Annotated in this window: 12 protein-coding genes; 6 read left to right on the top strand and 6 right to left on the bottom strand. The window is 58.9% G+C overall.

All coding sequences use genetic code 11. From position 1 onward, the window contains the following. Positions 1-105: 105 nt before the first annotated feature. Positions 106-1,497: a class II fumarate hydratase gene (gene fumC / locus GA0061100_RS00700; protein ID WP_075850707.1), complete on the bottom strand. Its 1,392-nt coding sequence runs from the start codon at positions 1,495-1,497 to the stop codon at positions 106-108. Positions 1,498-1,900: 403 nt separating this feature from the next. Here fumC and GA0061100_RS00695 point away from each other — a divergent pair, with 403 nt between their 5' ends. Then, entirely contained in the window at positions 1,901-3,799 is a 1,899-nt protein-coding gene (locus GA0061100_RS00695) for a L,D-transpeptidase family protein (RefSeq protein WP_075850706.1), read from the top strand. 97 nt (positions 3,800-3,896) lie between these two features. Here the strand turns inward: GA0061100_RS00695 and GA0061100_RS00690 are convergent, their stop codons facing one another. Both GA0061100_RS00690 and GA0061100_RS00685 read right to left on the bottom strand, forming a co-directional pair. After that, a complete protein-coding gene (locus GA0061100_RS00690; RefSeq protein ID WP_143525363.1) occupies positions 3,897-5,066 on the bottom strand; it encodes a TIGR02281 family clan AA aspartic protease in 1,170 nt (389 codons plus the stop codon). A 173-nt stretch (positions 5,067-5,239) separates the two neighbouring features. After that, positions 5,240-5,914, bottom strand: coding sequence for an HAD family hydrolase (locus tag GA0061100_RS00685; RefSeq protein ID WP_075850704.1), 675 nt, complete (start codon positions 5,912-5,914; stop codon positions 5,240-5,242). Between the two features lie 195 nt (positions 5,915-6,109). Between GA0061100_RS00685 and rpiA the strand changes: the two genes are divergently transcribed. The 5 genes from rpiA to GA0061100_RS00660 all read left to right on the top strand — a co-directional run bounded on the left by rpiA (position 6,110) and on the right by GA0061100_RS00660 (position 11,057). Continuing rightward, complete coding sequence (rpiA, locus tag GA0061100_RS00680; protein WP_075850703.1) at positions 6,110-6,811, top strand: ribose-5-phosphate isomerase RpiA; 702 nt, start codon at positions 6,110-6,112, stop codon at positions 6,809-6,811. 13 nt (positions 6,812-6,824) lie between these two features. Further along, positions 6,825-7,379 carry a DUF2059 domain-containing protein gene (locus GA0061100_RS00675; RefSeq protein ID WP_075850702.1) on the top strand — a complete coding sequence of 185 codons (555 nt, stop codon included), beginning with the start codon at positions 6,825-6,827 and terminating at the stop codon, positions 7,377-7,379. Positions 7,380-7,562: 183 nt separating this feature from the next. Then, positions 7,563-8,948 carry a glutathione-disulfide reductase gene (gor, locus tag GA0061100_RS00670; protein WP_075850701.1) on the top strand — a complete coding sequence of 462 codons (1,386 nt, stop codon included), beginning with the start codon at positions 7,563-7,565 and terminating at the stop codon, positions 8,946-8,948. Positions 8,949-9,102: 154 nt separating this feature from the next. After that, positions 9,103-10,476, top strand: coding sequence for a class II 3-deoxy-7-phosphoheptulonate synthase (locus GA0061100_RS00665; RefSeq protein WP_075850700.1), 1,374 nt, complete (start codon positions 9,103-9,105; stop codon positions 10,474-10,476). Between the two features lie 155 nt (positions 10,477-10,631). Continuing rightward, entirely contained in the window at positions 10,632-11,057 is a 426-nt protein-coding gene (locus GA0061100_RS00660) for a GFA family protein (protein ID WP_075850699.1), read from the top strand. 47 nt (positions 11,058-11,104) lie between these two features. Here GA0061100_RS00660 and GA0061100_RS00655 read toward each other — a convergent pair whose 3' ends face one another. The 3 genes from GA0061100_RS00655 to GA0061100_RS00645 form a co-directional block, all read right to left on the bottom strand. Next, on the bottom strand, positions 11,105-11,506 hold the full coding sequence (locus GA0061100_RS00655) for a hypothetical protein (RefSeq protein WP_075850698.1): 402 nt from the start codon (positions 11,504-11,506) through the stop codon (positions 11,105-11,107). Further along, positions 11,503-12,327, bottom strand: coding sequence for a hypothetical protein (locus GA0061100_RS00650; RefSeq protein WP_143525362.1), 825 nt, complete (start codon positions 12,325-12,327; stop codon positions 11,503-11,505). Before GA0061100_RS00650 ends, GA0061100_RS00655 begins: the two co-directional genes overlap by 4 nt. Positions 12,328-12,544: 217 nt before the next feature. After that, complete coding sequence (locus GA0061100_RS00645; RefSeq protein ID WP_075850696.1) at positions 12,545-13,090, bottom strand: DUF1003 domain-containing protein; 546 nt, start codon at positions 13,088-13,090, stop codon at positions 12,545-12,547. Between the last annotated feature and the right edge of the window lie 43 nt (positions 13,091-13,133).

Here is a 13,133-nt window from a genome sequence, read left to right as displayed (position 1 = left end):
TTCGCTTTATGTTCTGTGCGCTAGTGAGTCTCGTCAATAGAAAGAGGAATTTCCAGTAAGGACGCCCCAGCCATCGCTGGGGCGAAGTCTCTCCATCCGGTGATACTACTTTGGCCCGATCATTGTTTCCGGGCGAACGATCGCATCATAATCTTCGGCCGAAACCAGCCCGCTCGCCAGCGCCTCTTCCTTCAGGGTCGTACCGTTCTTGTGCGCCGTCTTGGCGATCTTGGCGGCATTGTCGTAGCCGATCTTCGGAGCCAGTGCGGTGACCAGCATTAGCGAACGCTCCAGACCAGCCTTGATGTTGTCCTCGCGCGCTTCGATGCCGACCACGCAATTGTCCGTGAAGGAGACGGCGGCGTCGCCAAGCAACTGCACCGACTGCAGGAAATTGTAGGCCATCATCGGATTATAGACGTTGAGCTCGAAATGGCCCTGGCTGCCGGCAAAGGTGAGGGCGGCATTGTTGCCGAAGACTTGAATGCAGACCTGCGTCAGCGCTTCGCACTGGGTCGGGTTGACCTTGCCCGGCATGATCGAGGAGCCTGGCTCGTTTTCCGGCAACGACAGTTCGCCGAGGCCGGAGCGCGGGCCGGAGCCGAGGAGGCGGATGTCGTTGGCGATCTTGAAGAGTGCCGCTGCGGCCGCATTGATGGCGCCATGGCTGAAGACCATGGAATCATGCGCGGCCAGCGCCTCGAACTTGTTCGGGGCCGTGACGAAGGGCAGGCCGGTAATCTTGGCGATCTCGTCTGCCACCTTTTCGGCAAAGCCGATCGGCGCGTTGAGCCCGGTTCCGACCGCTGTGCCGCCCTGGGCGAGTTCGCAAAGGCCCGGCAGGGTCAGCTCGATGCGCTTGATCGAGGAGGCGACCTGGGCGGCATAGCCGGAAAATTCCTGGCCAAGCGTCAGCGGTGTCGCATCCTGCGTGTGGGTGCGGCCGATCTTGATGATATGGGCGAAGTCGGCCACCTTCTTTTCCAGCGCGGCATGCAGATGTTGCAAGGCCGGCAGCAAGTGATGGACGATCTGCTCGGCGCAGGCGATGTGCATGGCCGTCGGATAAGTATCGTTCGACGACTGGCTCATGTTCACGTGGTCGTTCGGATGCACGGGCTTCTTCGAGCCCATGGCGCCGCCGAGCATCTCGATTGCACGGTTGGAGATCACCTCATTGGCATTCATGTTCGACTGCGTGCCCGAGCCGGTCTGCCAGACGACAAGCGGGAAATGGTCGTTAAGCTTGCCATCGATGACTTCCTGCGCCGCCTCGACGATCGTCTTGCCGAGAGCCGGATCCAGTTGGCCGAGCTCCATATTGGCGCGTGCGGCCGCCTGTTTGACGATGCCGAGGGCGCGGACGACCGAGAGCGGCTGCTTTTCCCAGCCGATCTTGAAATTGCCGAGCGATCGCTGTGCCTGCGCGCCCCAATAGCGGTCGCTGGCGACTTCGATCGGGCCGAAGGTATCGGTTTCGGTGCGGGTGGAGGTCATCTTCCTGGTCCTGCTTTCCATTGAGACAGATAGCAGCCCATATAGGCCCGAACGGCACCCAAGAAAACATCAAAGCGCCATTTGGTGACTTTGTTATTCAAGTTTTCTGCTAAGGCGGCGTGCTCTTTTTAACACGCCCCGCATATATTAATGGGGGCACATTTTCCGGTGCTTAAAAAGTCCCGGAAATTTCAATAAAAGATTAACCAATAATTTCATAATTCGGTGTGGACTGAGCGCGGAAGACGCCCCTGCTTCGTAACATGAAGTTGAGGCATTGAACGAAAGGCGGGTCTCGCCGTTTTCACTATGTTGGGTGTACGATGTCGATGGCATCGCGGCCGAGTTGAAGACAGCACCGTCAAGCTCGAAGTTACCGCACGATACAGGGACTGATTAGAGAATGAAACTTGCCTCCAAAGCCACAGCATCCGTCCTGGCTCTTTCCTGCTGCCTTTCTTCGATTGGCGCAACCTCCGCTAATGCTATGACGCTCATGGATTTCATCCGTGGCGGTCAGGGCCGCCAGCAGAGCACGCAGGTTTCGGCTCCGGTTCCTGTCAATCCGGCGCAGACGCTGAATGCCGACCAGCCTCCGCGGGCAAAGCAGCCGTTGCCGACCGTCGATGCGCCGAAATACTATACCTATAAGGCGGATGCGATGCGGTTGGTCTCGACTGCGCATTTTGCCGACCCAGTGGTGACCGGCGCTGTTGCCGATGCGTCCCCGACGCCGGTTGCGGTTGATACCGAAGTTTCTCAGCGCCGCTATCTGGCGGATGCGCGCGTCATGGCCACCAACGATATCGCCAAGGCGATCGAAGCCTATTACGCCGATCAGAGCAAGCCGCTTCTGTGGGTTGCCGATCACACCGTCAGCGACAAGGCGAAGGCTGCCATGGCGGTTCTTGCCGATGCCGGTTCCGTCGGTCTCGATCCTGCCGATTATGCGGTGACGCTGCCGAGCGCCGATGCTGCGAATGCCGACCCGGTGATGCGCGATCGCGCCCTCATGCAGTTCGAGCTCGCGCTGTCGGGCAAGATATTGATGTTCGTTCAGGATACGGTTCGCGGTCGGCTCGACCCGAACAAGATCTCCGGCTATCACGACTTCAAGCGCAAGGACGTCAACCTGACGGCAATGCTCGATGTGCTGCGCGCCAGCCCCGATGTCGCTGCTTATATCAACAGCCGCAGCCCATCCAATTCGCAATTCATGGAATTGAAGGCGGAGCTGGCCAAGCTGCGTTCCGAGTCCGGAACGGACGGCAGCCACATTTCCATTTCCCTGACCGGTACGCTGAAGCCGGGCGACAGCTCGCCGGAAATGGCCAATATCGTCAAGGCGATCGAACATCGCGGTTCGGATGCGCTGAAGGCAGCTCACGCCGATCTTTTCTCAGCCTATCTTGGTACGCCGAGCTATACGCCCGAACTCGTATCGCTGGTCGAGGACTTCCAGCGGGAGAAGGGCCTGACGGCCGACGGCGTGATCGGCCCGTCCTCCGTTCGCGCCATGGTCGGCGAGAACAATGATGTGAAGATCCAGAAGCTGGTCATCGCCATGGAACAGCTGCGCTGGCTGCCGGACGAGCTCGGACCGCGCTATGTTTTCATCAATCAGCCGGCCTTCATGGTCTATTACTACAATAACAACCAGGAGCAGCTGTCGATGCGCGTCGTCGTCGGCAGCAAGCAGCACCAGACCTTCTTCTTCGAAAACCAGGTGCAGACGGTTGAGTTCAACCCGTTCTGGGGCGTTCCGCAGTCGATCATTATCAACGAGATGCTGCCGAAGCTGCGTTCCGATCCGAACTATCTCGACCGCATGGGCTACCAGGTCGAAGTCGGCGGCCGCGCCGTCGCATCATCCAGCGTCGACTGGTATGGCTCGACGAAGAGCATTTCGGTTCGCCAGCCGCCGAGCAGCGACAACGCACTCGGCGAACTGAAGATCCTCTTCCCGAACTCGCACGCGATCTACATGCACGACACGCCGCAGAAGAGCTTCTTCAAGAAGGATATGCGCGCGCTCAGCCACGGCTGCGTCCGTCTTGCCGATCCGCGCGCAATGGCTGCCGCCGTGCTGAACACCACGGTCGACGATGTCGCGAAGCAGATCGCGACCGGCCAGAACAAGGGTGTCTCGGTGCCGCAGAAGTTCCCGATCTACATCGCCTACTTCACCGCATGGCCGAACAAGGACGGCGTCATCCAGTATTTCAACGACGTCTATGACCGCGATGCGGCCACGCAAAAGGCGCTCGATGCGACCTCGAAGGCGCGTACGGCTCAAATCTGAGTTCGGTTCGATCCCTGAATTAAAAAGGGCGGCCCTTCAGCCGCCCTTTTGTTATCTTGCTATTGTGAGACGACCGCCCCGCGGTCGGCTATCCAGCTCAATCCTTAGCTTCGATCCGCCACTCCCGGCTGCCGAATGTAACGTCGAAGCGTGAAAGGAATGAACGGCCAAGCAACCCGTCGACTTCGTTGCCCAGCGCGGCGTTATCGTCGAGAACCACGGCCGTGATGTCACTAGCTTGGGTACGTCCGACCTTCACGGTGGCCGCCGTGGTATGCGTGGCTTGGGAGACGCCGTTCGCCGTCTGAAGGGATATGCCATTGTTGCTGTCGATCGGCAGCTTGGCTCGTGCGGCAAAGGCCTTGCTCACGGCTACGAAGCTGGCGCCGGTATCGACGATGAACACGCCTTCCGTGCCATTGACAGAAACCTTGGCGAGGATGACGTTCTTGCCCTGCGTCGGAAACCGATCGCTGCCGGTGGCATAGGTCGAAGCGCATTTTCCCATGGTTTCATAGAGCTTAATGATCCCGCGCACGACCGCTGTGTCGTTGCGATCGGGATTGGTGGAAACCCAAAGCTGAAGCGGCCCAATCGCCTCGCAATATTCTCCAAGCTCGCGGTAACTGGTGGAGATTCCCTCAAAGACGGTGCTGTTCAACGTGGCGACGTTGTCGGTCAGGCCGATGACCGAATAGTAGTCATCAATAGCGTCGCGATATTTCTTGGCGCTCTGACGAATGAGAGCCCGCTGATAATAGAAGTCGGGCATTGCCGGCGACATCGCAATCAGGTCATTGGCAGTCTTTAACGCTTCATCGAAATCGCTGAGATCTCCAAGTATGTTGGTGGCGGCACTTAGCGCGACATTAGAGGGCTTGCATTTGTTGGAAAAGGCGATGAACACCTTGGCCGCCTCGCGACGATAACCCTGGTTCTGCAGTTCCCCGGCAAATTTGTAGACGGCGTTCCAGTCGCAAGGTTCGCGCCGCAGCATATCGAGATAGGCCGCCATCGTCGCCCTGCCGGCAACGACGTTCGGCAAGGGGGTGATATCGAAATGCTGGTAAACAGCCATCAGCGCGGGATCGGTTGCCGCAGAAGTTGCTGTCTCGACATATCCGACGACACGGTCACCATAGAGGTAGAACCAGATACCCGCGCATAGCACTGCGCAGATAAGGAGTGTCCGAACGATTGGAGCAAACCATCCTCGGCGGTTTGGCAATCTACCGGCATTGCGGTCGTCTGGGTCTGCTGCGAGCAAGGGGGGCTCCACTATCGAGTCATCGTCCAGCTCAGCGACAGCGCGCAAGAAGCGCCTCTCTCTTGCGATCGCGATGCCAATAGTAGGACGTCGATAAGTTGTGGCCGAAGCGCGTGAATCGCGCAAGACCCACTACAACCCCACCATTCGAACCAACAGAGATTTTGGCGATCTCAGGCTGCGAGCAGCCCCTCGACCAGTTCCGGCGTCAGCTCGTCATAGTGATAGATGATGCGGCTCGGGCCGAGCGTTTCGACACCGACATCGGAATAGCCGAATGGGACGGCCACAGAAGGCACGCCGGCGTTGCGGGCGACGAGGATGTCGTTGATGCTGTCGCCGATCATGATCGTGCGTGTAATATCGCCACCAGCGCGTTCGACGGTGCCGATCAGGTGCTCGGCATTCGGCTTGCGCACGGTGAAGGTGTCACCGCCGGTAATGGCCTCGAAGTAATGGGTCAGCTCCAGTCGGTCGAGCAGCGTGCGCGCCAGCGATTCCATCTTGTTGGTGCAGACCGCCAGCTTGTAGCCTTGGCTTCTCAGCGTATTGAGCGCGGCGAGAAGCCCAGGATACGGCTGTGTGACGCCCGGCATCGTCTCGGAATAATGGGTGATGAAGCGCTGGAGGAGAGCCGGCAATTCTTCGGATGTCAGCGTGTAGCCATGCAGCTTGCAGGCTCGCTCGATCATCACCTGCGCGCCGTTGCCGACGAGATGCGTCACGTCGTCGTAGCTGATGGGCGGAAGCTTGAGGGCGGCGATCGTATGGTTCAGGCTGACGATCAGGTCCGCATGCGTATCAAGCAGCGTGCCATCGAGATCGAATACGACAAGGGGAGATTTCACGAGGAATCGGCCTTTGCATAGAAAAGAGTGCGTCTTCCGGAGTTAAAAGATCGCGCGGGCAATTGCAACCGAAGCACCCTGAAGCCTTGGGGAAGAGGGGCCGGGGATTTCTATATCGCGCCGTTATTTTGGCTTTCGTTTGACTGGAGAGCCGTGTAAACAGCAGACCAACGTAACAATGGGAGCAGGTGGCGCATGGACGCCCGCCAGATGAAAATCGAGGCTGCGAGAGCCGCGCTGGCATATGTCGAAAGCGGCATGCGGCTCGGGATCGGCACCGGCAGCACGGCGGAGGAGTTCGTTCGCCTGCTTGCCGAAAAGGTCGCGGCAGGCCTCTCGATCCAGGGCGTTCCCACGTCCGAGAGAACGGCCAAGCTGTGCACCGAGCTCGGTGTGCCGCTGAAGTCGCTCGACGAACTTCCCGAGCTTGATCTCACCATCGATGGCGCCGATGAGCTGGATGGCGCGCTGACGCTGATCAAGGGCGGCGGCGGTGCACTGTTGCGCGAGAAGATCGTTGCGGCATCGTCAGCCCGCATGATCGTCATTGCGGATCAAAGCAAGGTCGTCGAGACGCTCGGGGCCTTTCCGCTGCCGATCGAGGTCAATCCTTTCGGCCTCGTTTCCACTCGCATCCTCATCGAGAAGGCCGCATCGCGACTTGGGCTTTCAGGCGCTCTGAACATGCGCCACTCGGGCGACAGTCTCTTTGTCACCGATGGCGGGCATTTCATCGTCGACGCATCTTTCGGCCGTATTCCTGATGCAGAGGCGCTGTCGAGCGAGCTCTATTCGATTCCCGGCGTTGTCGAACACGGGCTCTTTATCCATATGGCGACACAAGCGATCATTGCCGGCCCTGCCGGTGCGCGCACGTTGCAGGCGAACAATACATAGGAGCACTCATCTCATGATCAAATTTGCGGGTCTTGGCCGTCTTGCCGCTGCAACCATCCTTCTCTCTGGCATTGCCTTTGGTTCCGTCAACGCTCAGGAAGTTTCCGAGGATCAGATCAAGGCTGCGCGCGCCGCGATCAACGCCCTCGGCATCACCAACCAGTTCGACAATATCCTGCCGAACCTCGCCGAGCAGCTGAAGAGCACGATGATCCAGGCAAACCCGAATTTCGGCGATGCGATCAACTCGACCGTCGACGCCACCGCCCTGGCGCTGGCCCCGCGTCGCGCCGATCTCGAGCGCGAAGCTGCCATCACCTATGCCAAGGCCTTCTCGGCTGACGAACTGAAGGCGATCGCCGATTTCTACGGTTCGCCGGCCGGCAAGAAGCTGCTCAAGGACGGCCCGCTCGCCACCCGCGAACTTTATAAGGCCGCCGATATCTGGAGCCAGGGCATTTCACGCGACCTCGCAAACCAGAGCAACGATGCCCTGCAGAAGGTCGTCAAGCAGCCGGTCACCACACCGGATGCCGGTGCTGCCGCTCAGACTGCGCCGAAGCAGTAAACCACTGCTCTTTGCCATGCTTGTCCCATGAGCGAAGTTTCGCTTTTTGGTGTCAGCGGCAGGCAGTTACAAATTCGAAGCCCGGATTGATTCCGGGCTTTTCTTTTTGCGGCGCGGCTCCCTATATGAGTGCCAACCCCCAATGACGCTTTGCGCACATGTTCATGACCACAGGAGCCACCCATGCCTTCGTTTGATTTCGACCTTTTCGTGATTGGCGGCGGTTCCGGTGGTGTGCGCAGCGCGCGTGTGGCGGCATCGCTCGGCAAGAAGGTCGGCATCGCCGAGGAATATCGCTATGGCGGCACCTGCGTCATTCGCGGCTGCGTGCCGAAGAAGCTGTTCGTCTATGCCTCGCAATTTAGCGAGCATTTCGAGGATGCCGCCGGCTACGGCTGGACGGTCGGCGAAAGCACGTTCGACTGGAAGAAGCTGATCGAGGCGAAGGACAAGGAAATCGCCCGGCTGGAGGGCCTCTATCGCAAGGGGCTCGACAATGCCAAGGCTGACATCTTCGACACGCGCGCCGAGCTGGTGGATGCCCACACAATCAAGCTGCTAAAGACCGGCCAGACGGTGACGGCGGAGACCATCGTGATTGCGACGGGCGGCCGGCCGAACCTGCACACGGCACTACCGGGTCACGAGCTCTGCATCTCCTCGAACGAAGCCTTCCATCTGAAGGAGTTGCCGAAGTCGATCCTGATTGCTGGCGGCGGCTATATCGCCGTCGAGTTCGCCAATATCTTCCATGGCCTCGGCGTCGAGACGACGCTGATCTATCGCGGTGCCGAGATCCTCTCGCGCTTCGACCAGGATCTGCGCAAGGGTCTGCACGAGGCGATGGAGGAGAAGGGCATCCGCATTCTCTGCCACGACATTATTCAGAGCGTCGAGAAGACGGAAAATGGCCTCAGCGTCCGGACGAAGAATGACAAGTCCCTGACGGTCGATACCGTCATGCTGGCGCTCGGTCGCACGCCGAATACCGAAAGCCTCGGGCTGGAAGCGGCCGGCGTCGCGATCAACGAGCAGGGCGCTGTCATCGTGGATGAATATTCGCGTACCTCCGTTCCGAATATCTACGCTCTTGGCGACGTCACCGACCGGGTACAGCTGACGCCGGTCGCGATCCATGAGGCCATGTGCTTCATCGAGACCGTTTACAAGAACAATCCGACACGGCCCGATCACGAGCTCATTCCGACGGCCGTCTTCTCTCAGCCGGAGATCGGCACGGTCGGCCTGACCGAGGAGGATGCAGCCAAGCGCTATCCGGAGCTTGAAGTCTATCGTGCCCAGTTCCGGCCGATGAAGGCGACGCTTTCGGGCCGTACCGAGAAGATGATCATGAAGCTGATCGTCAACGCTGCTGACCGCAAGGTGGTTGGCGCACATATTCTCGGCCACGATGCCGGTGAGATGGCCCAGCTTCTCGGGATCACGCTGAAGGCCGGCTGCACCAAGGACGATTTCGACCGCACTATGGCCATACATCCGACGGCGGCGGAAGAATTGGTGACGATGTATTCGCCGAGCTACCGCATTCGCAACGGCGAGCGCGTGTAACGCGCCCGTTTTCGCGCAGACTTCGGCTGCAGCATAAAAGATCAGCACAGTAGTTTGCCCGCCTTTGCAAGCGGGCGGCAAAGGTTTATAAGCGCGCGTTATTTACGACGACGGGACGCCCGGCCAAGATCGGGCGCGCAAGCAGGTGAGTGAGATGGCACAGAATTGGACCCCGAGCAGTTGGCGGCAAAAGCCGATCCAGCAGGTGCCGGATTTTCCGGACAAGGCAGCGCTGACAGAGACCGAGGCACAGCTGGCAAGCTATCCGCCGCTCGTTTTTGCCGGTGAGGCTCGTCGCCTGAAGGCGCATCTCGCCAACGTCGCAGAGGGTAATGGCTTCCTTCTACAGGGCGGCGACTGCGCCGAAAGCTTTGCCGAGCACGGCGCCGACACGATCCGCGACTTTTTCCGCGCCTTCCTGCAGATGGCCGTCGTGCTGACCTTCGGCGCGCAGCTGCCGGTCGTCAAGGTCGGCCGCATTGCCGGCCAGTTCGCCAAGCCGCGCTCCTCGAACATCGAAACGCAGAACGGTGTCTCGCTGCCGAGCTATCGCGGCGATATCATCAACGGCATCGAGTTCACCGAAGATGCGCGCATTCCCAATCCCGAGCGTCAGCTGATGGCTTACCGCCAGTCCGCTGCGACGCTCAATCTGTTGCGCGCCTTTGCCATGGGTGGCTATGCCAACCTGGAAAACGTGCAGAAGTGGATGCTCGGCTTCGTCAAGGACAGCCCGCAGGGCGAGCGCTACCGCAAGCTTGCCGACCGCATCGGCGAGACCATGGATTTCATGCGCGCGATCGGCATCACCGCCGAGAGCAATGCCAGCCTGCGCGAAACCGATTTCTTCACCAGCCACGAAGCGCTGCTGCTTGGCTATGAAGAAGCCTTCACCCGCGTCGATTCCACCACGGGCGACTGGTACGCGACCTCGGGCCACATGCTCTGGATCGGCGACCGCACGCGTCAGGCCGACCATGCGCATGTCGAATATTTCCGCGGTATCAAGAACCCGATCGGCCTGAAGTGCGGTCCTTCGTTGCAGGCGGACGATCTGATTAACCTGATCGACATCCTGAACCCGGAAAACGAGGCCGGGCGCCTGACGCTGATCTGCCGCTTCGGTCACGACAAGGTTGCCGACAACCTGCCGCGTCTCATCCGCGCCGTCGAGCGCGAGGGCCGCAAAGTCGTCTGGTCCTGCGATCCGATGCATGGCAACACGATCACGCTCAACAATTACAAGACGCGTCCGTTCGAGCGTATCCTGTCGGAAGTCGAAAGCTTCTTCCAGATTCACCGTGCCGAAGGCACGCATCCGGGCGGCATCCATATCGAGATGACCGGCAAGGACGTGACCGAATGCACGGGCGGCGCCCGCGCCGTCGGCGCTGAGGACTTGCAGGATCGCTACCACACCCATTGCGACCCGCGCCTCAATGCCGACCAGGCGCTCGAGCTCGCCTTCCTGCTCGCCGAGCGGATGAAAGGTGGCCGCGACGAGAAGCGCATGCGCGCTCACGGCTGAATGGATACGGATATGAAATGATGAAACGGGCCGACTTTCCGCCGGCCCGTTTGTTTTTTGCTGCACGGATCAATCGCACTGAAAGAACGCTTCATTTCTTTGAGATTGACCCGACTGTCATTCTCGGGAAGGCTCCTTGAAAAAGGGGAGTGACGATGACGGACGAACACACGGGAGCCTGCCTCTGCGGCAGCGTACGTTTCAAGGCGCGTGGCAAGCTGCGCGAGGTTGTGGCCTGCCATTGCTCGCAGTGCCGCAAGCAGACCGGGCTCTATTATGCGGCGACCAATGTTGCGAGCCAAAATCTCGTCATCGAGGGAGAGGAAGCTATCACCTGGTATCGCGCCAGCACATTCGCTCGCCGCGGCTTCTGCAAGACCTGTGGGTCGGCGCTGTTCTGGGTGGCCGATAGCGCCGATGAAATATCAATCATGGCCGGTTTGTTCGACCAGCCGAGCGGCCTTGAGATAGGCTATCACATCTATTGCGCCGACAAGGGCGACTATTATGAGATCAGCGACGGACTGCCGCAATACCGGCAGGGGCGACCGGGATTGCTGACGGCAGGACCTTCGGACTAGCGATGGCTAAGGTGTAGGGTAGTCTTGCGTTACGGACGCGTGATCGATTACTTCCGCACCATTGCCTCTACAGCCGATCCTATGATCTGCGGCACAAAGGTCAGCATCGCAATCAGGGACCATTTCCACATAGCCTTGTAGCGTTCCTGTCCGGCCATGTCCGGGGCAGCCAGCAATTCGCTTCTGAAGTGGAAGCACAGCGCAAGGGTGACAAGGGACAGCACCACGAACAGCCCTAGCGATATAAAGGCGGCCTTTCGGCCCAGTGGAGAAAGACAGGCGATGACGATGACGGTCAGCACGCAGGCGAGGGCTGCGCTGGTCGAGAGAGCCGTGTCGGCCCATTGCGGATGAACGAGTTCCGTGCCGCGAAATATCCCCTGCCATGCCACAATCCAGCTCAATAGAGCTGTGGGTGTGAAGCGAACCAGTGTGGCGAAGATCTTCATTGCGGCGCTTCGATCCAAGCAGGCGCGAAGAAGGAGCCAACCACGATCTTGTTGCGATCGAGGATCTCGTATCTGGCGTTTTCGAGCGTCGGATTCTTTGGCATCGCGACCATAAAGCTGATCTCATTCTCTTCCGGACTGGAGACTTTCCAGCTCATGTCCTTGAAGGAGGAGGCCGAGTGCAGATAGGTTGCGGCCGGGCTTTCGCTCTCCAGCCTGATCGTGAGATCAAGCGGATTGCCGTCGGGCCGGCCTTCGATGCGAGAAACCATATAAACGATATTCTGCCGATAGGCTTCGGTCCCTTCGATGTGCGTCGATGTCTTGCCCTCGACCTTCAGCATCGTATCGTGAGATTTCTCGCGATCGGAAGGGGTGAAAGCCTTGAAAATCGTATCGATGTATTCGGGTAGTTTTTCGAGAATTTTGTCGCCGATCGTGGTCGGTACCGGCCGGCAACCCTCATTATCCTGCTTTTGCATTTGTTTGCTGTCATCGGCATGGCCAAGATAGGGATCGAACAGCAACTCCGAGAGCGGCCCATATTCGAGGCAGGAATGTGCGTTGATGGTCTGCCGGTTCACGAAGGTTCTTGAGGACGGCAGCGCCTGACCCGGAAGAACGTAGCTTTTCGGCCCCGGAATTTTCCAATCTATCCAGAGATCCTTGTCGCCGTTATTCTTTACGCAGCTTTCATAGATCTCGACATTGGCATCGTGATAGACGCGGCTGGAGGTCTCGAAGTCCATACCGCTGAGCTGGTGCGACTTGATGAGTTTGCTCGGGCACTCATCTGCCAGAGCGCGATAGGCTGGGGCCACGAAAACGACCGCCGTCGAAATCGCCCACAGGCAAGCAATGTGAAAATTCCTGCGGCACCCTGGCATAGCGGCCTCGCTCGGTAATCGCGTTCAGGGATAGGCTCTTCAAAAACAAGAAGAGATTTCACATACAGTATTGCTGATCGAGATTTATTACTTGCAGTACGCTGCCCTCTGACTTGCCGAATATATTAGATTTATAGCCGTGCTGGAAGCTTTAGTTGTTGGGCACTTCCTGCGTTCCTTCCAGGCCCTTTCTGAAGGCGCTGAATTCTTGTCGCAATGCAGCAAGCTCGGTCAGCACCTGCATATCGATCTTCTGGTGCAGGGACAGGACTTCCAGCTCCGACTTGAGATTGACCTCATAGTCCTTGGCGGCCTCGAAACGATCGCGTTCGGCCTGGCGGTTCTGCGACATCATGATGATTGGCGCCTGGATGGCGGCAAGCATGGAGAGAACAAGGTTCAGGAAGATGAAGGGATAGGGGTCGAAGGCCTGCGTGGCGAGAACCACCGTGTTGACCAGGCACCAGAAGACCAGGAACAGCAAGAAGGCGATGATGAAGGACCATGAGCCGCCGACGCGGGCGATGCCGTCCGCTAGCCGCTGCCCTGTGGAGGACTCCGCCGAAATAGCAGCGTTGACGTCGGTCGATATGATTTTCCGCTCGTGCGCTTTCTTGAGAACGCGCTTTTCGATATCGCCGAGTTGATCGGCCGTCTTGTCAAAATGCAGATGTACGAAGTTGGGAAGATTATGCATGGGGGCTCCGGGATCAGGATGGCATTGCGCGAAACTATTCGAC

Origin of the sequence: Martinezella hainanensis (assembly GCF_900094555.1) — a bacterium.
Taxonomy (GTDB): domain Bacteria; phylum Pseudomonadota; class Alphaproteobacteria; order Rhizobiales; family Rhizobiaceae; genus Rhizobium; species Rhizobium hainanense.
This window is presented reverse-complemented; position numbering and strand designations above follow the sequence as displayed.